23 protein-coding genes are annotated in these 24,867 nt (G+C 71.6%); 9 read left to right on the forward strand and 14 right to left on the reverse strand.

Going from position 1 to position 24,867, the window contains the following annotated elements; translation table 11 throughout:
* Positions 1-135: 135 nt before the first annotated feature.
* The 4 genes from ACH4TL_RS01760 to ACH4TL_RS01775 form a co-directional block, all read right to left on the reverse strand.
* Positions 136-1,488, reverse strand: coding sequence for a hydrogenase expression protein HypF (locus ACH4TL_RS01760; RefSeq protein ID WP_398313484.1), 1,353 nt, complete (start codon positions 1,486-1,488; stop codon positions 136-138).
* Complete coding sequence (locus ACH4TL_RS01765; protein WP_398313482.1) at positions 1,466-1,996, reverse strand: DUF6114 domain-containing protein; 531 nt, start codon at positions 1,994-1,996, stop codon at positions 1,466-1,468. The genes ACH4TL_RS01760 and ACH4TL_RS01765 overlap by 23 nt, the downstream gene beginning before the upstream one ends.
* Before the next feature lie 142 nt (positions 1,997-2,138).
* On the reverse strand, positions 2,139-2,756 hold the full coding sequence (locus ACH4TL_RS01770; RefSeq protein ID WP_398313480.1) for a DUF6230 family protein: 618 nt from the start codon (positions 2,754-2,756) through the stop codon (positions 2,139-2,141).
* A gap of 565 nt (positions 2,757-3,321) precedes the next feature.
* Positions 3,322-4,284, reverse strand: a complete 963-nt coding sequence (locus ACH4TL_RS01775) for a tetratricopeptide repeat protein (protein WP_398313478.1) — start codon at positions 4,282-4,284, stop codon at positions 3,322-3,324.
* A gap of 135 nt (positions 4,285-4,419) precedes the next feature.
* Between ACH4TL_RS01775 and ACH4TL_RS01780 the strand changes: the two genes are divergently transcribed.
* Entirely contained in the window at positions 4,420-5,109 is a 690-nt protein-coding gene (locus tag ACH4TL_RS01780) for a TetR/AcrR family transcriptional regulator (protein WP_398313476.1), read from the forward strand.
* Here the strand turns inward: ACH4TL_RS01780 and ACH4TL_RS01785 are convergent.
* From ACH4TL_RS01785 to ACH4TL_RS01810, 6 genes are all read right to left on the reverse strand, one after another.
* Positions 5,085-6,821 carry a methylmalonyl-CoA mutase gene (locus ACH4TL_RS01785; RefSeq protein WP_398313474.1) on the reverse strand — a complete coding sequence of 579 codons (1,737 nt, stop codon included), beginning with the start codon at positions 6,819-6,821 and terminating at the stop codon, positions 5,085-5,087. The genes ACH4TL_RS01780 and ACH4TL_RS01785 overlap by 25 nt on opposite strands.
* A 104-nt stretch (positions 6,822-6,925) precedes the next feature.
* Entirely contained in the window at positions 6,926-7,264 is a 339-nt protein-coding gene (locus ACH4TL_RS01790; RefSeq protein ID WP_398313472.1) for a DUF3817 domain-containing protein, read from the reverse strand.
* Positions 7,265-7,477: 213 nt separating this feature from the next.
* Entirely contained in the window at positions 7,478-7,987 is a 510-nt protein-coding gene (locus ACH4TL_RS01795; protein ID WP_398313470.1) for a MarR family winged helix-turn-helix transcriptional regulator, read from the reverse strand.
* A 21-nt stretch (positions 7,988-8,008) separates the two neighbouring features.
* Complete coding sequence (locus ACH4TL_RS01800) at positions 8,009-9,319, reverse strand: MFS transporter (protein ID WP_398313468.1); 1,311 nt, start codon at positions 9,317-9,319, stop codon at positions 8,009-8,011.
* A gap of 46 nt (positions 9,320-9,365) precedes the next feature.
* On the reverse strand, positions 9,366-9,659 hold the full coding sequence (locus ACH4TL_RS01805) for an MTH1187 family thiamine-binding protein (RefSeq protein ID WP_398313466.1): 294 nt from the start codon (positions 9,657-9,659) through the stop codon (positions 9,366-9,368).
* The gene (locus ACH4TL_RS01810) at positions 9,656-10,000 is read right to left on the reverse strand and encodes a DUF3817 domain-containing protein (RefSeq protein WP_398313464.1); all 345 of its coding nucleotides are present in this window, start codon (positions 9,998-10,000) and stop codon (positions 9,656-9,658) included. Before ACH4TL_RS01810 ends, ACH4TL_RS01805 begins: the two co-directional genes overlap by 4 nt.
* A gap of 138 nt (positions 10,001-10,138) precedes the next feature.
* Here ACH4TL_RS01810 and ACH4TL_RS01815 point away from each other — a divergent pair, with 138 nt between their 5' ends.
* The 5 genes from ACH4TL_RS01815 to ACH4TL_RS01835 all read left to right on the forward strand — a co-directional run bounded on the left by ACH4TL_RS01815 (position 10,139) and on the right by ACH4TL_RS01835 (position 14,503).
* Positions 10,139-10,777: an AIM24 family protein gene (locus ACH4TL_RS01815; RefSeq protein WP_398313462.1), complete on the forward strand. Its 639-nt coding sequence runs from the start codon at positions 10,139-10,141 to the stop codon at positions 10,775-10,777.
* Positions 10,777-11,427, forward strand: coding sequence for an AIM24 family protein (locus tag ACH4TL_RS01820; protein ID WP_398313460.1), 651 nt, complete (start codon positions 10,777-10,779; stop codon positions 11,425-11,427). The genes ACH4TL_RS01815 and ACH4TL_RS01820 overlap by 1 nt, the downstream gene beginning before the upstream one ends.
* Positions 11,424-12,104: an AIM24 family protein gene (locus ACH4TL_RS01825; RefSeq protein WP_398313458.1), complete on the forward strand. Its 681-nt coding sequence runs from the start codon at positions 11,424-11,426 to the stop codon at positions 12,102-12,104. Before ACH4TL_RS01820 ends, ACH4TL_RS01825 begins: the two co-directional genes overlap by 4 nt.
* A gap of 171 nt (positions 12,105-12,275) precedes the next feature.
* Positions 12,276-13,913: an IS200/IS605 family accessory protein TnpB-related protein gene (locus tag ACH4TL_RS01830; RefSeq protein WP_398313456.1), complete on the forward strand. Its 1,638-nt coding sequence runs from the start codon at positions 12,276-12,278 to the stop codon at positions 13,911-13,913.
* A gap of 113 nt (positions 13,914-14,026) precedes the next feature.
* Positions 14,027-14,503, forward strand: coding sequence for a MarR family winged helix-turn-helix transcriptional regulator (locus tag ACH4TL_RS01835; protein WP_398313454.1), 477 nt, complete (start codon positions 14,027-14,029; stop codon positions 14,501-14,503).
* A 6-nt stretch (positions 14,504-14,509) separates the two neighbouring features.
* Here the strand turns inward: ACH4TL_RS01835 and ACH4TL_RS01840 are convergent, their stop codons facing one another.
* The 4 genes from ACH4TL_RS01840 to ACH4TL_RS01855 form a co-directional block, all read right to left on the reverse strand.
* The gene (locus ACH4TL_RS01840) at positions 14,510-15,895 is read right to left on the reverse strand and encodes an ATP-binding protein (protein WP_398313452.1); all 1,386 of its coding nucleotides are present in this window, start codon (positions 15,893-15,895) and stop codon (positions 14,510-14,512) included.
* Positions 15,888-16,544, reverse strand: a complete 657-nt coding sequence (locus ACH4TL_RS01845; protein ID WP_398313450.1) for a response regulator transcription factor — start codon at positions 16,542-16,544, stop codon at positions 15,888-15,890. The genes ACH4TL_RS01840 and ACH4TL_RS01845 overlap by 8 nt, the downstream gene beginning before the upstream one ends.
* A gap of 63 nt (positions 16,545-16,607) precedes the next feature.
* Positions 16,608-17,573 (reverse strand): methylmalonyl Co-A mutase-associated GTPase MeaB, encoded by a 966-nt coding sequence (meaB, locus tag ACH4TL_RS01850; protein ID WP_398313448.1) that lies wholly within the window; start codon positions 17,571-17,573, stop codon positions 16,608-16,610.
* Positions 17,574-17,632: 59 nt separating this feature from the next.
* Positions 17,633-18,808 carry an acetyl-CoA C-acetyltransferase gene (locus tag ACH4TL_RS01855; RefSeq protein ID WP_398313728.1) on the reverse strand — a complete coding sequence of 392 codons (1,176 nt, stop codon included), beginning with the start codon at positions 18,806-18,808 and terminating at the stop codon, positions 17,633-17,635.
* Between the two features lie 155 nt (positions 18,809-18,963).
* On the opposite strand from ACH4TL_RS01855, the gene mce reads away from it, so the two are divergent.
* The 3 genes from mce (at position 18,964) to ACH4TL_RS01870 (ending at position 24,792) form a co-directional block, all read left to right on the forward strand.
* Positions 18,964-19,404: a methylmalonyl-CoA epimerase gene (gene mce / locus ACH4TL_RS01860; RefSeq protein WP_398313446.1), complete on the forward strand. Its 441-nt coding sequence runs from the start codon at positions 18,964-18,966 to the stop codon at positions 19,402-19,404.
* Between the two features lie 251 nt (positions 19,405-19,655).
* The gene (gene scy / locus ACH4TL_RS01865) at positions 19,656-23,657 is read left to right on the forward strand and encodes a polarized growth protein Scy (RefSeq protein WP_398313445.1); all 4,002 of its coding nucleotides are present in this window, start codon (positions 19,656-19,658) and stop codon (positions 23,655-23,657) included.
* 196 nt (positions 23,658-23,853) lie between these two features.
* Positions 23,854-24,792 carry a cellulose-binding protein gene (locus tag ACH4TL_RS01870; protein ID WP_398313443.1) on the forward strand — a complete coding sequence of 313 codons (939 nt, stop codon included), beginning with the start codon at positions 23,854-23,856 and terminating at the stop codon, positions 24,790-24,792.
* The last annotated feature ends 75 nt before the right edge of the window (positions 24,793-24,867 follow it).

A 24,867-nucleotide genomic window follows, 5' to 3' on the forward strand; every position in this document is an offset into this window, starting at 1 on the left:
CGAACACTCAAGGTAATGATAGAGCCCGGCGCGGACAAACGCGCCCGCGGGCACCGGGCGCTCGACCCGGTGCCCGCGGGCGGCGCCCTCCGAGGAGGGCCTGCGGCTCCCGAACAGGTATGTGGTTTTCCGGGGTTATCCCCCGGTGCCGTACACGTGCATTCCCGGGATGGTCAGTTCGCCGCCGAACTGACCGGCCTGGGTGACCGTCACATCGGTGAAGAACACCTCGGGGATGTTCACCGGCGGCGGGGTCTTCGGGCTGAAGGTGATCGGGATGATGCCCAGGAGGTTGCCCTTCAGCTCCTCCGTGTACATGGTCACCGTGCCGTTGCGGAACGTCGAGGTGGAACCCTCGCGCGCCGCCACGTTGGTGGTGGTCCCGCCCGGACCCTTGACCAGCTGGTGGAGATCCTTGATGTCCACGCCGTCGGCGGTGAACTTGAGGACCTTCTTCGTCTGGCCGTTGTGGGTCTTGACCTCGACGATGCCCTTGTAGTCCAGGCCGTGCAGCGAGAGCAGCGTGCTCCGGAGCGTCCAGGGGTCGTCGGGCAGCAGATTGGCGGTCGGCTCGGCGTCGGCGTTCTTGTACGCGTCGGCGTCGAACTCGGGGCAGGGGTAGCCCACCTTGCCGCCGTCCGTGGCGTCGTCACTGGCGGACGGCGAGGGCTTCGGCAGGGCCTTGTCGGCCTTGTCCTTGGCGTCCTCGGCGGCCTTCTTCGCCTTGTCAACGGTGTCCTCGGCGCCCTTGCCGACCTTGTCCACCGTGTCCTTGACCGGGTCCTTCTTCTCGGTGGACGCGGAGGGGCTCGGCGTGGCGGAGGACGCGGACGGGCTGGGCGTGGCCTTCGGCGAGGCCGAGGCGTCGCTCCCGTCCGCCTTGTCGGCGTCGTCCGGGGTGAAGATGTCGTGCAGCTTGTCCCCGATGCCCAGCGGGTCCAGCGGGTTCTTGGTCTCGGACTCCGACGGGCTCGGCGAGGCGCTGGGCTCCGCGGACTCCTTGTCGTCCCCGGAACCGGAGGTGCCGGACGGGGTCGGGCTCGGGGTCTGCGTCGGCTTCGACGGTGCGGCGTCGCCGCCCGTGTCACCGCCCGTGGCGGAGTCGGACGGGGTCGCGGAGCCGGACGTACCGCCCTGGTCCCCGGAGCCCTTGCCCTTGTCCTTCGAGCCCTCGGCGTCCTTGTCCTTGCTGTCGGACGCGTCCTGCTTGTCCTTGGCGTCCTTGTCGGCCTCGTCCGGCTGGGAGACGCACGGTCCGGCCTTGTACTTGTCCTCGGCCCGCGTGGTGGCCGACGCGAGCTGCGGGGTCAGCCCCATGCCCATGAGCACCGCCGTGGGCATGGCGGCCAGCGCTATCGCCTTCCCCGCGGGCATCTGAAGGCGAGTGAGCATCGACTTTCTCGGTGCCGCGTGCCGCGGTCCGGTTCTGGCCCGGCGCGGACTTCCGTCCGCCGCCTGCTCCTCTTCACCCCGCACGGTGCCTCCCATTCGTGGCTTCCTGGTCAGGCGCGGGTCCGGCCCCGGCCGGCTCCGGCACACCGCCATCGTCAGCGCCGTCCTCGGGCGCGGTTCCCGGCCCCTCGGCGGGCTGTGCCGTGGGGGTTTCACCCGGCGCCCAGGCGACGCCCATGCCGCCGCCGAAGAGGGCGAGCAGGAATCCGATCAGGAAGCCGCCGATGTTGGACACGGGCAGCGACACCAGGCCGAGCAGGATCGAGGCGACGCCCGCGAACACCCGCACCATGGGCTGGAACCACATGGTCAGACCCAGCATCACCAGCAGTACGCCGATGATGAGCGAGGCGGATCCGGCAGTGGTGGACAGGTTGATCGTGAACCCGCCCGCGTTGAGGCTGTTGTACGGGAAGTACATGATCGGCAGCCCGGCCAAGGTGGTGAGCAGCCCCGCCCAGAACGGGCGCTGCCAGCGCCATGCCCTGAAGGTCTTCCGCCAATGGCTGGTTCGGTCACGCGCCCCCGGCGACTCGGCACTCATTGAAAACAGCTCCCTGGGGCTGGCGATCTAGGCGATCGCAAGTCGTTCTACTGCGGTACTGAACTGCGCGGCGCGTCAGCGCTGCTGAGCGATGCCGGGTGAGGGGCAGCGCCGCGGCCCCCCACCCTTCCAGCTCAGCGCCTCAGAAGCACTCGCTCTTGCCCTTGCTGACCTTCATCGAAAGTCCGGAGAGCTTGAACGTGCCCGCACTGGTCGCCCAGGCGGTCTGCTTCACGCCGGTCAGCGTCGCCGAATCGGCCTGCTGCGCGAACGAGCCGGGAAGGGCCTTGTCACCCTTGTTGATCCCCGGACCCTTGTTCGCGTCACCCGCCGCCACACCGATGTCGATGCCGCGGAACGTCGCGTCGGCGTCCAGCTGATCGAGGTCGATGAAGAGGTTCTTCGCCTCGACGGTCTTGCTGCCGTTACCGGCCGTCAGCTTCAGCGACACATCGCCGAAGACCGGGACCGGGACGACCACCGACTGGCACAGGCCCTTGAGCTTGGCGCTCTTGAACGCCGACACCGCGACGGGGATGTTCTTCCCGCCGTGCTGGGTGTCTATCGCGCCGTACTGGGCGAAGCCCGTACCGTCGAGCCGGTCGACCGCGACCTTGAACTGCTGGCCTGACACGTTGAACGAGGCCGCGAGCGCACCCTGTGACAGGGCGACGCCGATCGCGGCGGTGGCAGCAACGCTCGGGACCATGACAACGGCGAACCGCTTCCATCTGGTCCCGCCACGAGCCAGGGACTCCATGACTTTCCTCCTTCTCGGACGTACATCTCCGGCCGGGGCCGCGGCCCCGAACTGGGATGGGAGAAGTGCTACGTCCTCGGGAAGGAGAGCGCCCACGTCTCACAGGCGCGCACTGCACCCGCCGAAACACCGGCGATCACCCCCGAGCGACAACCACTGGCCACGCTTCTCGCGCAACCTCCTGGACAGGCCCCGCCTGTTGGCGGGGACCCCCCTGTCCACGGCCGGCGCCACTGCCGCCGGCCTGCCCGGTGGGGACCCACCCGCAGCACCGCACCGACCGGTTGCCGGGCTTCGTTGAAGATGGACCGAGCTTGGCCGATCGTGGTCCATTCACGGCCGGGGCACAAGGGGTTCGTTACTAGCGAGTAACGGACCGATAACCGATCTGCGGCAGGTCGGTCGAGGCCGGGCACTCAGGGTCGTCACTCAACGCCCGAAAAGAGGGGGAGATTTGACATCAAGAATGGACATAGCCCCCGAGCGGCCTTACTAGCAGTAACAGCAGCCGCGTTTACCAAGTTTTGGTAAAGCGCGGCCGCTGTTCCGTTTGAGAGCCGCGAAGTCAGAACAGGACGCGCGCCAACGCGCTACGCGCCGTGACCACTCGGGGATCGTCGACGCCGATCACGTCGAAGAGGCCGAGCAGATGGAGCCGGGCCGCCTCGCGGTCCTCCCCCGCGGTGCGCCGCACCGTGTCGACCAAGCGCCCGAAGGCGTCCTCCACATGACCGCCCACCAGATCCAGGTCGGCCGCCGCGATCTGGGCCTTCGGGTCCGCCGGGCTGTCGGCGGCCTCCTTGCGCACCTGCTGCGCGTCCAGACCCTGCACCCGCTCCAGCAACTGCGCCTGGGCCAGGCCGAGCTTGGCCTCCGCGTTGGCCGGGTCGTCGTTCAGCACGTTCTGGTACGCGCGGACGGCACCGCCCAGGTCGCCCGCGTCCAGCGCCTGATGGGCCGCGGCCAGCGCGCTGTCGTACGGGCCCTCGGGCTCCGGGGCCTCCTCCTCGGCGCCCTCCGCGGCCGCCGCCTCGACCGGCGCGCCGACGATGCCGAACTGCTGCTCCGCGGCCTGCACCAGCTGGTCCAGCACCTGGCGGATCTGCGCCTCAGGGGCCGCGCCCTGGAACAGCGGCACCGGCTGCCCGGCGACCACCGCGAACACCGCGGGGATCCCCTGCACGCCGAACTGCTGGAAGAGCATCTGGTTGGCATCGACGTCGATCTTCGCGAGGACGAACTTCCCCGCGTACTCCCCGGCCAGCTTCTCCAGGATCGGTCCGAGCTGCTTGCACGGCTCGCACCACTCAGCCCAGAAGTCGATGACGACCGGTACTTCGGTGGAGCGCTGGAGGACCTCCTGCTGAAAACCCGCCTCGTCGACGTCGAAGACCAGGCGCGTGGGCGCGGGCGCGCCCGTGCGGGCGGCGTCGGCCCGCGCCTTCTCCGCCTTCTGCTTCGCTTCCCCGGCCGCCTTCACCGCGGCGAGGTCGACCACTCCACTCATGGACATGTTCCGTGGCTGCATGGTCCTATCCTCCCCTCTCGGCGCGGTGAATGGAAAAGCGCCTCGGCGGCCGCTCGGACAGGCCCGTCTTACGCTACGAGCCGTAGCGTAACCGGCCGGGACATCCGCGTCTACCTGCGAGTAGGGTCATGCGCCATGAGCCCGCCCAGCAGGCGCACCGGGCGCCCCCGCAGCGTCGAGGCCGACCGTGCCATCCTCGGGGCGACGCGTGCCGCCCTGGTCGAGCTGGGCTGGGGAAAACTCACGATGGGCGACGTCGCGGCCCGCGCCGGAGTCGCCAAGACCACCCTCTACCGCCGCTGGGCGGGCAAGAACGAGCTGGTCGTGGACGCGGTCGCGGCGGTCTTCGACGAGCATCTGCGATCGGCCGACTGCGGCAGCCTGCGGGCCGACATCGAGAACGTGGTGGTGCGCTTCGCCGAGCTGCTGGAGCTGCCCGAGACCAAGACGGCGCTGATGGCCGTGATCGCCGAGGCCACCCAGGACGAGGCGCTGGGCGCCCGGGTCCGGTCCGCCATCGTGGACCGGCAGAAGCGGCTGGTGCTGATCGGCCGGGAGCGCGCGCAGCTGCGCGGCGAACTGCCGCGCGAGGAGGATCCGGGCACGGCGGCCCGCAACGCGGACCTGATCTTCGATGTGATCGCGGGCTCGGTGGTGCACCGGCTGCTGGTCAGCGCGGAGCCGGTGGACACGGAGTGGGCGCAGGGCTTCGCGACGCTGCTGCTGCACGGGCTGACCGCGGCGGCGCTCCCCGGCTGTGATGCGTCACCGGAGAGCGGACCGGAAAGCGGCGAGGGCGGTCAGAACCCGGCGGGCTCGGTGTAGACCCCCCACTCCTCGCGCAGCGCGTCGCAGATCTCGCCGAGCGACGCCTCGGCGCGCACCGCCTCCAGCATCGGCTCGATCATGTTGGAGCCGTCCCGGGCGGCGGCCATCAGCGCCTTCAGCCGCTCGGCGACCACGCCCTCGTCCCGCCCTGCCTTACGGGAGCCCAGCACCCGCACCTGCTGGCGCTCGACCTCGTGGCTGACCCGCAGGATCTCCAGGTCGCCGGTGACCGAGCCGTGGTGGCAGTTGACGCCGACGACCTTCTTGTCCCCCTTCTCCAGCGCCCGCTGGTAGGTGAAGGCGGACTCGGCGATCTCCCCGGTGAACCAGCCGTCCTCGATGCCGCGCAGGATGCCGGAGGTGATCGGCCCGATGGGGTGCTGCCCGTCGGGGACGGCCCGGCGGCCGCGCTCCTTGATCTGCTCGAAGATCTTCTCGGCGTCGGCCTCGATCCGGTCGGTCAGCGCCTCGACGTACCAGGAACCGCCCAGCGGGTCCGCCACATTGAGGATGCCGGTCTCCTCCATCAGCACCTGCTGGGTGCGCAGGGCGATCTCGGCGGCCTGCTCGCTGGGCAGCGCCAGGGTCTCGTCCAGGGCGTTGGTGTGCAGCGAGTTGGTGCCGCCGAGCACGGCGGACAGCGCCTCCACGGCGGTCCGTACGACGTTGTTGTACGGCTGCTGGGCGGTGAGCGAGACCCCGGCGGTCTGGGTGTGGAAGCGCAGCCACTGCGCCTTCTCGGACGTCGCCCCGTAGACGTCGCGCATCCAGCGGGCCCAGATGCGGCGGGCCGCCCGGAACTTGGCGATCTCCTCGAAGAAGTCCACATGGGCGTCGAAGAAGAAGGACAGGCCGGGCGCGAAGGTGTTGACGTCCAGGCCCCGGGACAGGCCCAGCTCGACGTAGCCGAAGCCGTCGGCGAGGGTGTACGCCAGCTCCTGCGCGGCCGTCGCCCCCGCCTCGCGGATGTGGTAGCCGGAGACCGAGAGCGGCTTATACGCGGGGATGCCGCGCGCGCAGTGCTCCATCAGGTCGCCGATCAGCCGCAGATGGGGCTCGGGCGGGAACAGCCACTCCTTCTGCGCGATGTACTCCTTGAAGATGTCGGTCTGGAGCGTGCCGTTGAGCACCGCGGGGTCCACGCCCTGGCGCTCGGCGGCGACCAGGTACATGCAGAACACGGGGACGGCCGGGCCGCTGATCGTCATCGAGGTGGTGACGTCGCCGAGCGGGATGTCCTTGAAGAGGACCTCCATGTCGGCCGCGGAGTCGATGGCGACGCCGCAGTGGCCGACCTCGCCGAGCGAGCGCGGATCGTCGGAGTCGCGGCCCATGAGCGTCGGCATGTCGAAGGCGACCGAAAGACCGCCGCCGCCCGCCTTGAGGATCATCTTGTAGCGCTCGTTGGTCTGCTCGGCGTTGCCGAAGCCCGCGAACTGGCGGATCGTCCAGGCGCGGCCGCGGTAGCCGGTGGCGTAGAGGCCCCGGGTGTACGGGAACTCCCCGGGCCAGCCGATGCGCTCGAACCCCTCGACCGTGTCACCCGGCGCCGGGCCGTAGACCGGCTCGACCGGGTCCCCGGACAGGGTGGTGCGGGTCCAATCCCTTGGGGGCTTCGCCCCCAAACCCCCGGCGGCATCACGCTTGCGTGCCGCGTCGTACCGGGCCTGCCAGCGACGGCGGCCTGCCTCAATGCCTTCGACGTCCATGCTTCAAATTTACTAGGACGTCCTACTAATTGTCGATGGCTGACGGCCGCCGGGCGGGCCGACCGGGTGAGCGATCGGCCCGTTGCCGCAGGTCGGAGCGGAGGTCAGGCCTTCGCGGTCTGCGGTTCGGAGCCGCTGATCAGGGGCTCCAGCTCACGCGAGACCTTGCGCTCGACGAAGAAGGCCGCGGTCGGGATCGTGCCCGCGAGCAGCACCCAGGCCAGCTTGCCGAACGGCCACTTCGCCTTGGAGCCCATGTCGAAGGCGAAGACCAGGTAGAGGACGTACAGCCAGCCGTGCGCGATGCCGACGACGCTGGTGAAACCGGCCGCGCCGGACACGTCCAGCAGATACTTGGCGATCACGCCGAGGGTCAGCAGGACCAGCAGCACACCGGTGACGTAGGCCATCGTCCGATAGCGGGTCAGGACGCTCTTTTTCATGCGGCTGAGCGTAACCGTCCGTTCCGGGGCGATCTTCGCCGCCCCCGGCCGGTCACGCGGGCCCTTGCCCGCCCTCGTGCCCGGTGTCCTCCTTTTTGGGCTCGGTTCGCCTCCGGGGCGCCAAAGCCCCTGTCGACAGTCGACCGTGCTCGGCCACTCGTTCCTCGCGGCCTGCGCGCGCTCTCCTTTTCGACAGAGGCGCGCCCCTCCGGCTCACTCGCCTTCGAAGTCCTCCGCGGCGATCCGCAGCGGACGCAGGATGCGGAAGATCTCCCCGCACTCCTCGGCGTCGTACACCCCGAGCCCGAAGTCCATCGCCATCAGGTCGCGGGTGGCCGACTCGACCACCTCGCGGCCCCGGTCGGTGATGGTGGCGAGGGTGCCGCGGCCGTCGGCCGGATTGGGCCGCTTGTCGACCAGACCCGACTTGACCAGGCGGTCCACCGTGTTGGTGACCGAGGTCGGGTGCACCATCAGCCGCTCACCGATCTTGGACATGGGCAGCTCACCGGACTTGGAGAAGGTCAGCAGCACCAGCGCCTCGTAGCGCGCGAAGGTCAGTCCGTACGGCTTGACCACCGCGTCGACCTGGCCGAGCAGGATCTGGTGGGCCCGCATGATCGAGGTGATCGCGGCCATCGACGGCACGGACCCCCATCGCTGCTTCCAGCGCTCGTCGGCGCGGGCAATGGGGTCGAACGGAAGACTGAGCGGCTTCGGCACGGTACCGACCCTACCGGCCGGTCATATCGCGGTCAGCCCGGTCTCACCCTTCGAACCCGGCCCCGGCCCCGGCCCCGGCGCCCGCCCCCGCGCCGTACGCCGCACCTCCAGCGCCACCAGGAGCGAGCACAGCGCGCCGACGCCGCCCGCCAGGGCCGCCACGACGTGCACCGGCGCGAACTCCGCGACCGCCCCCGAGACGGCCATCCCCAGGCCCTGGGCGGTCATCAGCCCGGCCGTCAGCACGGTCATCGCCCGGCCCCGCAGCTCCTCCGGCACCGCCGCCAGGTACCACTGGTCGAGGCCGAGGGTGTACGCGATCCCGAAGCCGGTCACCACCTGGAGGGCCAGCGCCCAGCCGAACGAGGGATCTCCGGCGTACCCGACGGCGGGCAGCGCCGCGATCACCCCCACCGGCAGCGTCAGCCGGGCCCTCCCCCGCGGCCCCAGCAGGGAGCCCGTCAGCACCTCGCCCACCACCGCGCCGACCGGCGCCCCGCACATCAGCAGCCCGAGGCCGACCGAGTCGAGGCCCTGGGCATCCGCGTACGGCGTCAGCAGCGCCTCCGGCATCACCACGAACATCGGCGGCACCCAGGAGAGCAGCAGCAGCGCCCGCACGCGGCGGTCGGCGAACAGCCGCCGTACGCCCCGCAGCGAGTCCCCGAGCAGCGCCGCGCCGCCCGCCCCCTGCCCGGGCGTGCGGCGCGCGGGGCGGTGGCGGGTGCCGAAGCGGAGCAGCAGCGCCGAGCAGCACAGCGCCGCGGCCATGATCACCAGCACGGTGCGCGGTGACACGGCGGTCAGCAGCAGCCCGCCCACCGCGAACCCGGCCAGCTGGGCGCTCTGCGCGGTGATCCGGATGACCGAGCGGCCCAGCACGAACAGATCGCCCTCGCCGACGATGTCGTTGAGCGTGGCCGCCCGGGTACCGCTGAACACGGGCGAGATCGCGGCGGGCACGCAGCGCAGCGCGAGCAGCACGGCCACCGGCATCCCCGGCACCGCCATGGCGGTCACACAGCCCGCGTGCACCAGGTCGCACACGACGAGCACCCGGCGGGCCGGGTAGCGGTCGGCGACGGAGGACAGCAGCGTGCCGCCGATCACGTACGGCAGCAGCGCGGTCGCGAAGGTGAGGGCGCTGAGGAGGGGCGATCCGGTGAGCCGGTAGACGAGGACGGAGAGCGCGATCCCGCCCGCCATCTCGCACGGCATCGAGATCAGGTGCGCGGCGAAGACCGTGCGGAACTCGGGGAAGGCGAAGACCGCGCCGTACCCGGTGCGTAACGCGGACGGGTCTGCCGCCTCGGACTCCGAAGTCGTCGTCATGGGCACAGCCTGCCCGGACGGGCGGCCCGGTTCCAGAGGGCGTGCGCTACGCCGAGAGGTGGCGCTCCACCGTGTCGACCTTGGAGGTGAGGCCGTCCGTCACGCCCGGGCGGATGTCGGCCTTGAGGACGACGGAGACGCGCGGGGCGCGCGCCTCCACGGCCGCCACGGCGCGCTTGACGACGGCCATCACCTCGTCCCAGTCGCCCTCGATCGAGGTGAACATCGCGTCCGTATGGTTGGGCAGGCCCGACTCCCGCACCACGCGCACCGCGTCGGCGACGTACTCCCCCACGTCCTCGCCGACGCCCAGCGGGGTCACCGAGAAGGCGACGATCATACGTTGACCACGCCCTCGCGGCGGGCCCGCGCGGCGATCACACCGGCCTCGGCCTCGCGCTTGAGCTTGCGCTCGGCGAAGAAGCCGCCGGTGGGCAGGACGGAGAGGACGAAGTAGAGCGCGGCGGTCTGCCAGCCCCACTTGGTGCGGTTCCAGGCGTCCGCCCAGAAGACCACGTAGAGGATGAAGAGGACCCCGTGCACCATGCCCATGACCGGCACCGCGTTGAAGTCCGTGGTGCGCTTGAGCACCGAGCAGACGAGCAGCAGCAGGAAGGACACGGCCTCGGGCGCGGAGACCAGGCGGAGCCGGCGCAGCGCGGTGGCGGTCTTGAAGTCCACGAGAGCACCTTCGCATGAGGAGACACGGACAACGGATCAGAAAGGGGCGCTTGTGAAGCGATGCACAAGCGCCTCCTATTGTCGCAGCCCCGCCCGCGATCATTTCTCCAGGGTGGCGGGACCGATACCGTCGGCTCCGTGGCTCACTTTCGGCTCCAGGGATCCAGGGTGCTCGCCGTCGACCTGACCGGCGACTCCGTGAAGGCGAAGAACGGCGCGATGGTCGCGTACGAGGGGGACATGACCTTCAAGAAGAGGACGGGCGGCGGCGAGGGACTGCGCGGGATGGTGACCCGGCGGCTCACCGGCGAGCAGATGGAAGTCATGGAGGTGAAGGGGCACGGAACCTGCTACTTCGCCGACCGGGCGAGCGAGATCAACCTGGTGTCGCTGCACGGCGAGAAGCTGTACGTGGAGGCCGGGAACCTGCTGTGCACGGACGCGGCCCTGCGCACCGGCACCTCCTTCACCGGGCTGCGCGGCTCCGCACAGGGCAACGGGCTGTTCACCACGACCGTGGAGGGCACCGGCCAGGCCGCGATCGTCTCGGACGGCACGGCGATCGTGCTGCGCGTCACCCCGCAGACCCCGCTCCAGGTCGACCCGGGCGCGTACGTGGCGCACTCCGGCGACCTCAGGCAGCACTTCCAGTCGGGCGTGAACTTCCGCGCGCTGATAGGCGAGAGCGGGGGCGAGGCGTTCCAGATCCGCTTCGAGGGCGAGGGCCTTGTGTACGTGCAGCCCAGCGAGCGCAACACGATCGGGGGCGAGATCTGATGCCGTTCACCACACTCACCTCCCGCATGGTGGAGGCCCAGGTGATGCCGGGCCGGACGCTGTTCAGCCAGCGCGGCGCGATGCTGGCGTACCGCGGCCAGGTGCGGTTCACCCCGAGCATCACCGGCGGCCAGCGCGGGGTGATGGGCATGATCGGGCGGCGGGTCGCCAACGAGGCGACGCCGCTGATGACCATAGAGGGCCAGGGCACCGTGATGTTCGGCCACGGCGGACACCATGTGCACGTGATCGACCTGACCGGCGACACCCTGTACGTGGAGGCGGACCGGCTGCTGGCCTTCGACGGCTCGCTGCGCCAGGGCACGGTGTTCCTGGGGTCGCAGGGCGGGGTGATGGGCATGGTGCGCGGCCAGGTGACCGGACAGGGGCTGTTCACGACCACGCTGGAGGGGCAGGGCTCGGCGGCGGTGATGGCACACGGCGGCGTGATCGAGCTGCCGATCCAGCCGGGCCGTCCGGTCCACGTCGATCCGCAAGCCTATGTAGCCCACCGGGGTGATGTTCGCAATAAGCTCTCGACGGCCCTCGGCTGGCGCGACATGGTGGGCCGCGGCTCGGGGGAGGCCTTCCAGCTGGAGCTGTCCGGCACCGGCACGGTCTACGTCCAGGCATCGGAGGAGAAGCTTTGAACGGCCCCGTCATCCACGACGCTTACACTCTGCCGGCCGACGACAACGTCAATCCGTACGCCTTCAGCGTGGAGCTGGACGGACAGTGGTTCCTCCAGAAGGGGAAGATGGTCGCCTACTACGGGCAGATCGGCTTCCAGGGCATCGGGCTCGGCCGGCTCGACCGGCTCGTCGCGGGGAGCTTCCACTCGCCGCTGCACGCCGCCGAGTGGGTGGTGGCCGAGGGCAAGGGCAAGATGGTGCTCGCGCACCGCGCCTTCGACGTCAACTCCTTTGACCTGGACGAGGGGAACCTGACCATCCGGTCGGGGAATCTGCTCGCGTTCCAGCCGTCGCTGGCGCTCAAGCAGTCGATCGTGCCGGGCTTTCTGACGCTCATCGGCACGGGGAAGTTCGTCGCGGCGTCCAATGGGCCCGTGGTCTTCATGGAGCCGCCGATACGGGTCGATCCGCAGGCGCTGGTCGGCTGGGCGGACTGCCCGACCCCCAACCACCACTACGACCACGAGTATCTGCGCGGGGTCATGGGCGGCATCCGGGCGCACACCGGGCTCGGGGGGACGTCGGGCGAGGAGCACCAGTTCGAGTTCGTGGGGGCGGGGACCGTGCTGCTCCAGTCCACGGAGGAGCTGATGGAGGAGATAGCCGTCGGCGCGACCGGCCCTGTGAACAGGTAGGGATCGACGGCGCATGAGTGTGTTCTGGTGCGTATGAATGAGTTTCCGGGCAAGGACAGGTCCGCCCCGTGGATGGGAACGGAAGTTCTTGCATCGAACTGCGTGACCTTTCCCGATTGTGGTCGTTGATGATGGTGACGGTTTCTGCTGCATCCGGTGGGGGTGACGGGCGTGGGTGGGTTGCGGGAGATGGCGGCGTCGTTCGTGGTACCCGGCCCCTCGGGGGTCGCGATCCGTACCCGGCTCAAGGGCCTGACCGCCGCAGAGGAGAGGGTCCTGCGGGTCCTGCGTCTGGTCGGTGACCATCTGGGCTCGCTGGCATCCCGGGACCTGAAGGCGCGGTGCGCGACCGGGCTGGGGCACGACAGTGAGCAGTGGGCGCGGCGCAAGCGTGTCCTGACCGAGGAGTCCTCCTCCCGCTGGGCGGGGTCGATCACGAAGGCCACCCACGACCAGTGGGCGCTGGCCCGGCGTGGCCAACTCGCCCACATCCAGAGCCTGGAAGCCGGTGTCAGGACGATCGCGCACCGGCTGTCCCTGCCGGTCGGGGAGAAGGGCGAGAAGAAGGCTCCCGGTGGCTATGGCACCCCGAGCGAGTGGTTCGCCAAGTCCCGCCGTCTGCACCTGCTCCAAGACCGGCTCCGGGCGGCGCGGGCCGACCGGGAGGCCGGGGTGGTGCGTGTGGTGCGGGGCGGCAGACGACTGCTGAACACCCGCCACCACCTGCGGCAGGCGCAGCTCACCGAAGAGCGGTGGCGTGCGCGGTGGGAGGCCCGGCGCCGGTTTCTGCAGGCGGACGGGGAGTCGGGCAAACGGTCCGGCAACGAGACCATCCGCGTCAGCCCCGACGGTGAGATCTCGCTCAAGCTCCCCGCACCGCTGGTGCACCTGGCGAACGCCCCGAATGGCCGGTACGTCCTCACCGCACGCGTGGCGTTCGCGCACCGGGGTCGGCAGTGGGCCGACCGCGTTACCGCCAACCGGGCTGTGGCCTACCGCGTCCACGAGGACGTGCAGCGTGGGCGCTGGTACCTGACAGCGTCCTGGACGATCCCACCGACCCAGACCGTGCCGCTGGCAGCGGCACGTGCGGGCGGCCTGGTCGGGGTCGACACCAACGCCGATCACCTGGCCGCCTGGCGCCTGGACCGGCACGGCAACCCCGTCGGTGAACCACTCCGTTTCGGCTACGACCTGTCCGGCACCGCCTCCCACCGGGACGCCCAGGTCCGGCATGCCCTGATCCACCTGCTGCACTGGGCCCAGCGGCACGGCCTTGCGATCGCGGTCGAGGATCTCGACTTCCAAGCGGAGAAGACCCGCGAGAAGCACGGCCGCAACAAGCGGTTCCGCAAGCTGATCTCCGGCCTGCCCGTCGCCGGACTGCGGGCCCGGCTGGTCAGCATGGCCGCCGAACTGGGTATAACTGTCGTCGCCGTGGACCCGGCCTACACCTCCCGGTGGGGTGCCCAGCACTGGCAGAAACCCCTCACCAGCACCACCAGGAAGACCACTCGCCACCACGCGGCAGCCGTGGCGATCGGAAGACGCGCCCTGGGACACCCGATCCGGCGACGGACGGCACCGCCCCGCACCCACCAGAGCGATGGGTGCGGGCATCGGACCGTCCAGGCCGGACCAGCCACCCCGTGGCGTGAGGAAACCCGCCCCCGTATTCCCGGACGACGGACACGATCCGCGCGGACCGGATACGGAGCGAATGCGGGCGACCAGAACGCTCAACACCGTGCGGGGCGTTCGGCTGAGCATGAGTCCTGGCAACAGGATTCACTCCCGCTCCGCCTCTAGGAACGGTACCGGTTCGTGAGTGCGAAGACGCGGAGTGTAACGTCGAACAGGTGACCTCTAGCCCGATACATCCATTGGTTCGGAATTCAACTTCTATAGGTAGAATACATCCCATGGAGACCGAGAACGGCACGCGCTGGCTCAGCGACGACGAACAGCGCGCCTGGCGCACCCACCTGGATGTCAGCAGGCTGCTGACCTACCAGCTCGAACGGGACCTCCAGCCGTTCGGCCTGACCATGAACGACTACGAGATCCTGGTCAACCTCTCGGAGTCGGAAGAGCACCGGATGCGGATGAGCGACCTCGCGTCCGCGACGCTCCAGTCCAAGAGCCGGCTGTCCCATCAGATCACCCGGATGGAGAACGCCGGGCTGGTCCGCCGTGAGAACTGCGAGTCCGACCGGCGCGGGCTGTACGCGGTCCTCACCGAGCAGGGCTGGGACACCATGCGCAAGGTCGCGCCCCACCATGTCGATTCGGTGCGCAAGCACTTCATCGACCTGCTCGCCCCGGCCGACCTGGAGGCGCTGTACGGGTCGCTGGTGCCCGTCGCCGACCATCTGCGCACCCAGCGCGGCCGGGTCTAGAGCACGTCAGCCCGCCAGCGGCAGCCGCACCTCGAACAGGGCGCCGCCGCCCGGCGCCTCACCGACGGTCAGCGTGCCGCCGTGCCGCAGCACCACGTCCCGCGCGATGGCGAGGCCGAGCCCGGCCCCGCCGTCGTCGCGGCTGCGGGCGTCGTCGAGCCGTACGAACCGCTCGAAGATCCGCTCCCGTTCGGCCTCCGGCACCCCCGCGCCGTCGTCGGCGACCGCGACCACGCCCTCGGCGCCGTCCGCCCGCAGCGACACCCGCACCTCACCGCGCGCATGCCGCTGCGCGTTGTCGACCAGGTTGCCCAGCACCTGCGTCAGCTGCCCGCGCGAGCCCGTGGCGGCCACCGCCGCCAGGTCGGTGCGCACCGGCACCCGGTCCCCGGTCCGCTGCTCCACCGCCTCCCGCACCAGCGCGTCCAGCTCCACCCTGGTGTCCGCGCGGGGCCGCTCCCCCGCGTCCAGCCGGGCCAGCAGCAGCAGATCGGCCGCCAGCCGCTGGAGCCGCACCACGTCCTCGACCGCGCCCGGCAGGTCCAGCAGTTCGGGGTGGGCGACGCCCACCTCCAGCTGGGTACGGAGCGAGGCCACCGGGGAGCGCAGCTCGTGCGAGGCGTCGGCCACGAACGCCCGCTGCCGCTCCACCGCCGCCTCCAGCGCGGTCAGCGTCTCGTTGGTGGTCCGGGCCAGCCGCGCCACCTCGTCGTGCGAGTCCGGCTCCGGCACCCGCCGGGACAGGTCCGTGCTCGCCGTGATCGCGGACATCTCCCGCCGGATGCCCTCCACCGGCCGCAGCGCGCGCCGCGTCACCAGCCAGGTCACGGCGGCCACCACGAGCAGCAGCAGCGGCAGCCCGATCAGCATCGCCTGCCGTACCGTGCCGACCGCGTCGCGCTCGGTGGCCAGCGGCGCGCCCGCGTAGACGGTGACGTCCTCGCCGTGCGGGTCGGTGGCCTCCACGGCCGCCCAGCGGTAGTCGGCGGTCGTGCCGTCGATCCGGGCCGAGCCGTCGGCGTACCGCACGTCGCCGTCGACCTCGCCCTCCTCGCGCTCGTCGTCCGGCGCCACGGACACCGGGCGCACCGACGGGGTCGCCGTCCCCGTCACGGCCTGGAGTTCCTCGCTGACGGCCCGCACCCGGCGCTTGTCGTCCACGACCTGCACGGGGGTGTCGTCGTCCAGGTCCAGATCGCGGTAGCCGGTCCCGGCGGCTATCTTCGACGCCACCTCGCGTGCCTCCACCTGGGCGTGCAGCCCGGCCTGGTCCGCCAGGTTGCCCTGGAGCACCTTCAGCACCGCGAGCCCCGCGGCCACCAGCGCCACGGCCACCACCACGGTCGCGCCCAGCGCGGCCCGCGACCGTACCGAACCGAACGCCCTACCCACGGAGCCGGTACCCCGCTCCCCGCACGGTCTCGATGAACCCGGGCCCCAGCTTGCGGCGCAGCGTGCTGACGTACACCTCGACGATGTTGGGGTCGCCGTCGTACGCGAAGTCCCACACGTGCTCCAGGATGTCCGCCTTGGAGCAGACGTCCCCGCCGTTCGTCGCCAGGTGCTCCAGCACCGAGAACTCCTTGGCGGTCAGGGACACCTCGTCCCCGTCCCGTTCCACCCGGCGCGCGCCCCGGTCCACCGCGAGCGCCCCCACCCGCACCACGGGCGAGGCCCCGGCGCCGCGCCGCCGCAGCAGCGCCCTTACCCGGGCGACCAGCACGACGTACGAGAACGGCTTGGTCAGATAGTCGTCGGCGCCGGTGTCCAGACCTTCCGCCTCGTCGTACTCGCCGTCCTTCGCCGTGAGCATCAGGATCGGCACCTCGCTCCCGGCGGCCCGCAGGGCGCCGCAGACGCGGTAGCCGTTGAGCCCGGGCAGCATGATGTCGAGGACGATCAGGTCGTACGCGCCCTCCTGGGCCCGGTGCAGCCCTTCCCGCCCGTCGTGCACCACATCCACCGCGAACCCCTCGGCCCGCAGCCCCTTGGCGAGCGACAGGGCGAGCCGGCGCTCGTCCTCCACGATCAGCAAACGCATGGGGTCAGCGTCGCAGAGCCCACCTGAAGAAAACTTCAGGTGGGCCCTGGAACGCCGATTCCGCTACGAGCCCTCGGTGACCCCCGCCACCAGCTCGTCCGCCGCCGCGTACGGGTCGAGCTCGCCCGCCACGACCCGCTCCGCCAGCGCGCCCAGGCGGCGGTCGCCGTGCAGATCGCCGATGCGGGCGCGCAGCGCGGTCACCGCGATCGTCTCGACCTCGCCCGCCGCCCGCCGCATCCGGCGCTCGGCCAGCACGCCGTGCTCCTCCATCCACGCCCGGTGCTTCTCCAGGGCCTGGACGACCTCGTCGATGCCCTCGCCGCGGGCCGCCACGGTCTTCACGATCGGCGGCCGCCAGTCCCCGGGCGCCCGGGCCTCGCCGAGGCCCAGCATGTGGTTCAGCTCGCGCGCGGTGGCCTCGGCGCCCTCCCGGTCGGCCTTGTTGACCACGTACACGTCGCCGATCTCCAGGATTCCGGCCTTGGCCGCCTGGATGCCGTCGCCCATGCCCGGGGCGAGCAGCACCATGGTGGTATCGGCCTGCGCGGCGATCTCCACCTCGGACTGGCCGACGCCGACCGTCTCCACGATCACCACGTCGCATCCGGCCACGTCCAGCACCCGGATGGCCTGCGGGGCGGCCCAGGCGAGCCCGCCCAGATGGCCGCGGGTGGCCATGGAGCGGATGTAGACGCCGGGGTCCGAGGCGTGCTCGGACATCCGGATCCGGTCACCGAGGAGCGCGCCGCCGGAGAACGGCGAGGAGGGGTCGACGGCGAGCACCCCGACCCGCTTCCCCGCCCTCCGGTACGCCGAGACGAGCGCGGAGGTCGACGTGGACTTGCCGACCCCCGGCGAACCGGTCACCCCTACCACGTACGCGCCCTGCGCCAGCGGCGCCAGCGCGGCCATCACCTCGCGCAGCCGCGGGGAGTCGCCCTCGATCAGCGAGATGAGCCGGGCGACGGCGCGCGGCCGCCCCTGCCGGGCCTGCTCCACCAGCGTGGGCACATCAGCGTCAGCCATGGGTGCCGCGCTCCTCATCACTCGTACGGACGGACTGCACAGGCGTGGTCATGCCCTGGCTAGGCGCCCGGCACGCGGACGATCAGCGCGTCGCCCTGGCCGCCCCCACCGCACAGCGCCGCCGCCCCGACACCGCCGCCGCGCCGCTGGAGCTCCAGCGCCAGGTGCAGCACGATGCGGGCGCCTGACATGCCGATGGGGTGGCCGAGGGCGATCGCGCCGCCGTTCACGTTCACCTTTTCGGCGGAAAGCCCCAGGTCCTTCATTGACTGCACGGCGACCGCGGCGAACGCCTCGTTGATCTCGATCAGGTCGAGATCGTCCACCGTCAGCCCCTCCTTGCCCAGCGCGTGCGCGATCGCGTTGGACGGCTGGGAGTGGAGCGAGTTGTCGGGTCCGGCCACATTGCCGTGGGCGCCGATCTCGGCGATCCACTCCAGGCCCAGCTCCTCGGCCTTGGCCCGGCTCATGACGACGACGGCGGCGGCCCCGTCCGAGATCTGTGAGGACGACCCGGCCGTGATCGTCCCGTCGCCCGCGAAGGCCGGGCGCAGCTTGGCCAGGGACTCCACGGTGGTCTCGCCGCGGATGCCCTCGTCCTTGGCGAAGACGACCGGGTCGCCCTTGCGCTGCGGGATCTCGACCGGTGTGATCTCGGCGTCGAACAGCCCGTTCTTCTGGGCGGCGGCGGCGCGCTGGTGGGAGCGGGCGGCGATCTCGTCCTGTTCGGGGCGGCCGATGCCGAGCCGGGTGTTGTGGGCTTCGGTGGACTCGCCCATGGCGACGTTCTCGAAGGCGTCGGTCAGCCCGTCGTGGGCCATGGCGTCGAGCATCTGGATCGCGCCGTACTTGTGGCCGTCGCGGGAGCCGGGGAGCAGATGGGGCGCGTTGGTCATGGACTCCTGGCCGCCGGCCACCACGATGTCGAACTCCCCGGCCCGGATGAGCTGGTCGGCGAGCGCGATCGCGTCCAGTCCGGACAGGCACACCTTGTTGACGGTGAGGGCGGGGACGCTCATCGGGATACCGCCCTTGACGGCCGCCTGACGTGCGGGGATCTGCCCGGCCCCGGCCTGGAGCACCTGCCCCATGATCACGTACTGCACCTGGTCACCGGTGACCCCGGCCCGCTCCAGCGCGGCCTTGATCGCGAATCCGCCGAGGTCGGTACCGGAGAACGAGCGCAGGCTGCCGAGCAGGCGGCCCATGGGAGTACGGGCTCCCGCCACAATCACGGATGTCGTACGAGTCATGGTGCGTCCCTCCACGGGGAGAAGGAAGTTAACGAGGGTTATCGTCAATGTACTGACGAGTACCCGCCCGGTCACCGCCCCATCGGTGTGATCGCGCGCACGTTGCGTAACCGGCCGTGTAGCGGTGCACTAAGCCCATGCTGACGAGAATCGACCACATCGGGATCGCCTGCTTCGACCTGGACAAGACCGTCGAGTTCTACCGTGCCACGTACGGCTTCGAGGTGTTCCACACCGAGGTCAACGAGGAACAGGGCGTCCGCGAGGCCATGCTCAAGATCAACGAGACCTCGGACGGCGGGGCCTCGTACCTCCAGCTGCTGGAGCCGACCCGGGAGGACTCCGCGGTCGGCAAGTGGCTGGCGAAGAACGGCGAGGGCGTCCATCACATCGCGTTCGGCACCGCCGACGTCGACGCCGACTCCGAGGCCATCCGCGACAAGGGGGTCCGGGTCCTGTACGAACAGCCCCGACGTGGGTCGATGGACTCGCGCATCACCTTCCTCCACCCCAAGGACTGCCACGGTGTCCTGACCGAACTCGTGACCGCGGCGACACCCGGTGAAGGTGACCACTGAAGCGGACCACTGACCTACCCCTTCCCCGGCCGGTAGAGTGCAGGCTCGGCCGGGGTACGGAATCGAAAGGGATCGGGGTCCGGCCCGGGCTGAGCCGATGATCTGACACCATTTCTTCGGAAGGGCCAGCTCCGGTCCGCCCGGCACGCATCATGCCGGGTCGGGGCCGCGAGGGACCGCAAGGGACTGCCAGGAACCGCGCGGTACGGAGCCGGCTGCCACCGCGACCAGGGGACGGATGGGACCGCGCAGTGCGGGGCTACGACCGCTACGAGCCTGACGATCACCTCTCGAAGTTCGAGGCCGAGATGGAGCGGCTGAAGAACGAGCGGGAGAAGGCCGTCCAGCACGCCGACGACCTCGGCTACCAGGTCGAAGTGCTGCGCGCCAAGCTGCACGAGGTGCGGCGCGCGCTGGCGAGCCGTCCTGCCTACGACAGCGGCAACATCGGCTACCAGGCAGAGCAGTTGCTGCGGGACGCCCAGCTCCAGGCGGAGCAGGTGCGCGCCGACGCCGAGCGCGAGCTGCGGCAGACCCGGGCCCAGACCCAGCGCCTGCTCCAGGAGCAGGCCGAACAGCAGGCCCGGCTCGAATCCGAGCTGCACGCCGAGGCGGTGGCCCGCCGTCAGCGCCTGGACCAGGAGCTGGCCGAGCGCCGCGCCACCGTCGAGTCGCACGTCAACGAGAACGTCGCGTGGGCCGAGCAGCTGCGCAACCGCACCGAGGCGCAGGCCCGGCGGCTGCTGGAGGAGTCCCGGGCCGAGGCCGAGCAGGCGCTGGCCGCCGCCCGCGCCGAGGCGCAGCGCCTCGCCGACCAGGCCAGGGACCGGCTGGGCTCGGAGGCGGAGTCGGCCCGTACCGAGGCCGAGGCGATCCTGCGCCGGGCCCGCGCCGACGCCGAGCGGCTGCTGAACAAGGCGGGGGCACAGGCCCAGGAGGCCACCGAGCGCGCCGAACAGCTGCGCACCTCCACCACCCAGGAGTCGGACCAGGCCCGCCGCCACGCCCTGGAGCAGACCCGCGCCGCCGAGGCGCGGATGCTGGAGGCCGAGACGGCGCTGCGCGAGGCGCGCGCCGAGGCCGAGAAGGTGCTCAGCGAGGCGAAGGACGCGGCGGCCAAGCGGGTTTCGGCCACCGATTCGGACAATGAGCAGCGCGCCCGGACCGCCAAGGCGGAGGTCGCCCGGCTGGTCGGCGAGGCCACCAAGGAAGCCGAGGTCATCCGCGCCGAGGCCGAGCAGCTGCGGGACGACGCCCGCGCCGAGGCCGAGCGGCTGCTCTCCGAGGCCGGTGACGACGCCCGCGCCAGGGTCGCCGAGGACTCGGCCGCGCAGCTGGCCAAGGCGGCGCGCAGCGCCGAGGAGGTGCTGTCCCGCGCCTCGGAGAAGGCGCAGGCCACCACCAAGGCGGCGGCCGAGGAGGCGGAGCGCATCCGGCGCGAGGCCGAGACGGAGGCCGACCGGCTGCGCTCGGAGGCGCACGACACCGCCAACCAGCTCAAGGGCGCGGCCAAGGACGACACCAAGGAGTACCGCGCCAAGACCGCCGAGCTCCAGGAGGAGGCGCGCCGCCTGCGCGGCGAGGCCGAGCAGCAGCGGTCGGAGGCGGTCGCCGAGGGCGAGCGGATCAGGGCCGAGGCGCGCCGCGAGGCGGTCGAGCAGATCGAGGAGGCGGCCAGCACCGCCGAGGACCTGCTGACGAAGGCCAAGCAGGACGCGGAGGAGACGCGTTCGGGCGCGACCACCGAGAGCGAGCGGGTCCGCACCGAGGCGATCGAGCGGGCGAACGCGCTGCGCCGGCAGGCCGACGAGCTGCTGAAGCGGGCCCGCGGCGAGGCCGAGGAACTGGTCACCTCCGCCGAGGAGCAGGCCACGCGGGTCAAGGAGGAGGCGGCCCGTACCGCCGATGAGCTGCGCGAGGAGGCCGAGCAGGCCGCCGAGGCGCGGCGCAGCGAGGCCGAGGCCGAGCTGACCCGGCGGCACGAGGAGGCGGAGGCCCGGTTCGGCTCCGCCGAGCAGGAGCTGAACGACGCGCGGACCGAGGCCGAGCGGCTGCGCCGGGAGGCCGGCGAGGACATCGAGCGCCAGCGCGCCGAGTCCGCCGAGCGGCTGGAGGCCCTGCGGCAGCAGGCCGAGGAGGAGGCCGACCGGCTGCGCGACGAGGCCGCAGCTGACGCGTCCAACGCGCGCGCCGAGGGCGAGTCGGTGGCGGTACGGCTGCGCAGCGAGGCCGCCGCGGAGGCCGAGCGGCTGCGCGGCGAGGCGCAGGAGACCGCGGACCGGGTGCGGGCGGAGGCGGCGAGCGCCGCCGAGCGGCTCGGCACCGAGGCCGCCGAGGCCCTGGCCGCCTCCCAGGAGGAGGCGGCGCGCCGCCGCCGCGAGGCCGAGGAGCTGCTGGGCGACGCCCGCGAGGAGGCCCAGCGGGAGCGTACGGCGGCGCGCGAGCAGAGCGAGGAGCTGCTGGCGGCGGCCCGGACCCGGGTGAGCGAGGCGCAGGCCGAGGCGCAGCGGCTGGTCGAGGAGGCCGAGCAGCACGCGCAGGACCTGGTGTCGGCCGCCGAGCAGCACGCCCAGTCCGTACGGGACTCGGTCGCGGGGCTGCACGAGCAGGCCGAGGCGGAGATCACGGGGCTGCGGCAGGCCGCCGAGCACGCGGCGGAGCGCACCCGCACCGACGCGCAGGAGGAGGCCGACCGGGTCCGCTCGGACGCGTACGCGGAGCGGGAGCGCGCCTCGGTCGACGCCTCACGGGTGCGGCGGGCCGCGCACGAGGAGTCGGAGGCCGCCAAGGCGCTCGCGGAGCGCACGGTCGCGGAGGCGATCGCCGAGGCGGAGCAGCTGGGCGCCCGTTCCCGCGACGAGGCCAACCGGCGCCGTTCGGACGCCGCGGAGCAGGCGGACCGGCTGCTCGGCGAGGCCAACCACGAGGCCGAGCGGCTGCGCGCGGAGGCCGACGAGACGCTGGACGAGGCCCGCCGGAGCGCCAACAAGACCCGCGCGGAGGCCGCCGAGCAGGCCGACACGCTGGTCAGCGGCGCGACGGAGGAGGCCCAGCGGATCGTCGCCGAGGCCACCGCGCGGTCGCAGGCGCTGCGTACGGAGGCGGCGGACGCGCGGGCGACCGCCGAGCAGGACGCGGCACGCACCCGGGCGCAGGCCCGCGGCGACGCCAACAACATCCGCTCGGAGGCGGCGGCCCAGGCCGACCGGCTGGTCACCGAGGCGTCGCACGAGGCGGACCGGCTGCGCGCCGAGGCCGGTGCCGAGGCCGAGCGGCTGCGCACCGAGGCCGCGGAGACGGTCGGTTCGGCACAGCAGCACGCGCAGCGCACCCGCGCCGAGTCGGAGCGGATCGCGGCCGACGCGGCGGCCGAGGCGGAGCGCATCCGCACCGAGGCGCAGAACGAGGCCGACCGGCTGGTCGACCAGGCGCGCACCGACGCCAACAAGCGCCGCTCCGACGCGGCCGAGCAGGCGGACCGGCTGGTCACCGAGTCCGCGGCGGAGGCCGAGCGGCTCACCACGGAGGCCCAGGAGTCCGCGCTCCAGGCGACCGCGGCGGCCGAGGAGCAGGCGGACGTCATGGTGGGCGCGGCCCGCCAGGAGGCCGAGCGGCTGGTCTCCGAGGCCACCGCGCAGGCCAATGCCCAGGTGGAGAAGGCCCGTACGGATTCCGACACCATGCTGGCCGAGGCCCGCGGCGACGCGACGGCCATCCGGGAGCGCGCCGAGGAGCTGCGGGCGACGACCGCGGCCGAGGTGGAGGAGCTGCACGAGCGGGCCCGCCGGGAGTCGGCGGAGCAGATGAAGGCGACCGGCGAGCGGGTCGACAAGCTCGTCGCGGCGGCGACCGCGCAGCTGATGAAGGCCGAGGAGAAGGCGAAGTCGCTGGTCTCGGAGGCCGAGTCGGAGGCCAGCCGGGTGCGGATCCAGGCCGTGAAGAAGGCCGAGGGGCTGCTGAAGGAGGCCGAGCAGAAGCGGGTCGAGGCCGACAAGGACGCCGAGCGCACCAAGTCCGAGGCCACGGCGGAGGCCAAGGAGATCGTCGACGAGGGCAAGCGCGAGCTGGAACTGCTCAAGCGGCGCCGCGAGGACATCAACGCGGAAATCACCCGTGTCCAGGACGTCCTGGAAGCGTTGGAATCTTTCGAGACCCCCGCGTCGGGCGGCGCGGGCGGCAAGGAGAACGGCGCGGTGAAGACGGGGGCGGGTGCCGGGGCGACGCGGTCGAGTGGAAAGCGGTCCGATGGGTAGGGGAACACGGTCCGACGGCTAGCTGCACGCGGCGTGTCGTGTCCGTATCATCCCGACGAGTGACAAGGTCTCCGTCTTACGTCCACTCAAAAGGCTGGACATTCTCCAGATCAAACGGACGTTGACTCGATGACACGCCGTCCGGCCCCCTAGGATTTGCTCTATCACCTCACCGGTCTCTTTCGACAGGAACCCCATGAGCGACACTTCCTCCCCCTTCGGCTTCGAGCTCGTGCGGCGTGGGTACGACCGCGGTCAGGTGGACGACCGCATTACCAAGCTCATCGCCGACCGTGACAGCGCGCTGTCCCGCATCACCTCGCTCGAGAAGCGCATCGAGGAGCTGCACCTCGAAACGCAGAACGCGCAGGCCCAGATCAACGACGCGGAGCCGTCCTACGCGGGGCTCGGCGCCCGGGTCGAGAAGATCCTCCGCCTCGCCGAGGAAGAGGCGAAGGACCTGCGCGAGGAGGCCCGCCGGGCCGCCGAACAGCACCGCGAGCTGGCCGAGTCCTCCGCCCAGCAGGTCCGCAACGACGCCGAGGCGTTCGCCGCCGACCGCAAGGCCAAGGCCGAGGACGAGGGCGCGCGGATCGTCGAGAAGGCGAAGGGCGAAGCCGCCACGCTGCGTCAGGAGGCGCAGAAGGACGCCCAGTCCAAGCGCGAGGAGGCGGACTCCCTCTTCGAGGAGACCCGTGCCAAGGCCGCGCAGGCCGCCGCCGACTTCGAGACGAACCTGGCCAAGCGCCGCGAGCAGTCCGAGCGCGACCTGGCCTCCCGTCAGGCCAAGGCCGAGAAGCGGCTCGCCGAGATCGAGCACCGCGCCGAGCAGCTGCGGCTGGAGGCCGAGAAGCTGCGCACCGACGCCGAGCGCCGGGCCCGCCAGACGGTGGAGACCGCCCAGCGCCAGGCCGAGGACATCGTGGCCGACGCCAACGCCAAGGCCGACCGCATCCGCAGCGAGTCCGAGCGCGAGCTGGCGGCGCTCACCAACCGCCGCGACAGCATCAACGCCCAGCTGACCAACGTCCGCGAGATGCTGGCCACGCTGACCGGTGCGGCGGTGGCCGCGGCCGGGAACCCGGGCGAGGAAGAGGCCGCCACCCGCGGCGTCCCGGCCCAGCAGACCCGGTGACCCTCGGTCACGACTTAGCGCTCCGTGCCCCGTGCCGCCAGCAAGAGCGGCGCGGGGCACCCGCACGTCCGGGTC

The organism is Streptomyces sp. NPDC021115, assembly GCF_044333065.1.
Lineage (GTDB): Bacteria > Actinomycetota > Actinomycetes > Streptomycetales > Streptomycetaceae > Streptomyces.

Bases quoted from the DNA above. Each gene is read 5' to 3' on its own strand.
- ACH4TL_RS01760 (WP_398313484.1), bottom strand. From the start codon at position 1,488: ATGGGAGGCACCGTGCGGGGTGAAGAGGAGCAGGCGGCGGACGGAAGT.
- ACH4TL_RS01765 (WP_398313482.1), bottom strand. From the start codon at position 1,996: ATGAGTGCCGAGTCGCCGGGGGCGCGTGACCGAACCAGCCATTGGCGG.
- ACH4TL_RS01770 (WP_398313480.1), bottom strand. From the start codon at position 2,756: ATGGAGTCCCTGGCTCGTGGCGGGACCAGATGGAAGCGGTTCGCCGTT.
- ACH4TL_RS01775 (WP_398313478.1), bottom strand. From the start codon at position 4,284: ATGCAGCCACGGAACATGTCCATGAGTGGAGTGGTCGACCTCGCCGCG.
- ACH4TL_RS01780 (WP_398313476.1), top strand. From the start codon at position 4,420: ATGAGCCCGCCCAGCAGGCGCACCGGGCGCCCCCGCAGCGTCGAGGCC.
- ACH4TL_RS01785 (WP_398313474.1), bottom strand. From the start codon at position 6,821: ATGGACGTCGAAGGCATTGAGGCAGGCCGCCGTCGCTGGCAGGCCCGG.
- ACH4TL_RS01790 (WP_398313472.1), bottom strand. From the start codon at position 7,264: ATGAAAAAGAGCGTCCTGACCCGCTATCGGACGATGGCCTACGTCACC.
- ACH4TL_RS01800 (WP_398313468.1), bottom strand. From the start codon at position 9,319: ATGACGACGACTTCGGAGTCCGAGGCGGCAGACCCGTCCGCGTTACGC.
- ACH4TL_RS01805 (WP_398313466.1), bottom strand. From the start codon at position 9,659: ATGATCGTCGCCTTCTCGGTGACCCCGCTGGGCGTCGGCGAGGACGTG.
- ACH4TL_RS01820 (WP_398313460.1), top strand. From the start codon at position 10,777: ATGCCGTTCACCACACTCACCTCCCGCATGGTGGAGGCCCAGGTGATG.
- ACH4TL_RS01835 (WP_398313454.1), top strand. From the start codon at position 14,027: ATGGAGACCGAGAACGGCACGCGCTGGCTCAGCGACGACGAACAGCGC.
- ACH4TL_RS01845 (WP_398313450.1), bottom strand. From the start codon at position 16,544: ATGCGTTTGCTGATCGTGGAGGACGAGCGCCGGCTCGCCCTGTCGCTC.
- meaB (WP_398313448.1), bottom strand. From the start codon at position 17,573: ATGGCTGACGCTGATGTGCCCACGCTGGTGGAGCAGGCCCGGCAGGGG.
- mce (WP_398313446.1), top strand. From the start codon at position 18,964: ATGCTGACGAGAATCGACCACATCGGGATCGCCTGCTTCGACCTGGAC.
- ACH4TL_RS01870 (WP_398313443.1), top strand. From the start codon at position 23,854: ATGAGCGACACTTCCTCCCCCTTCGGCTTCGAGCTCGTGCGGCGTGGG.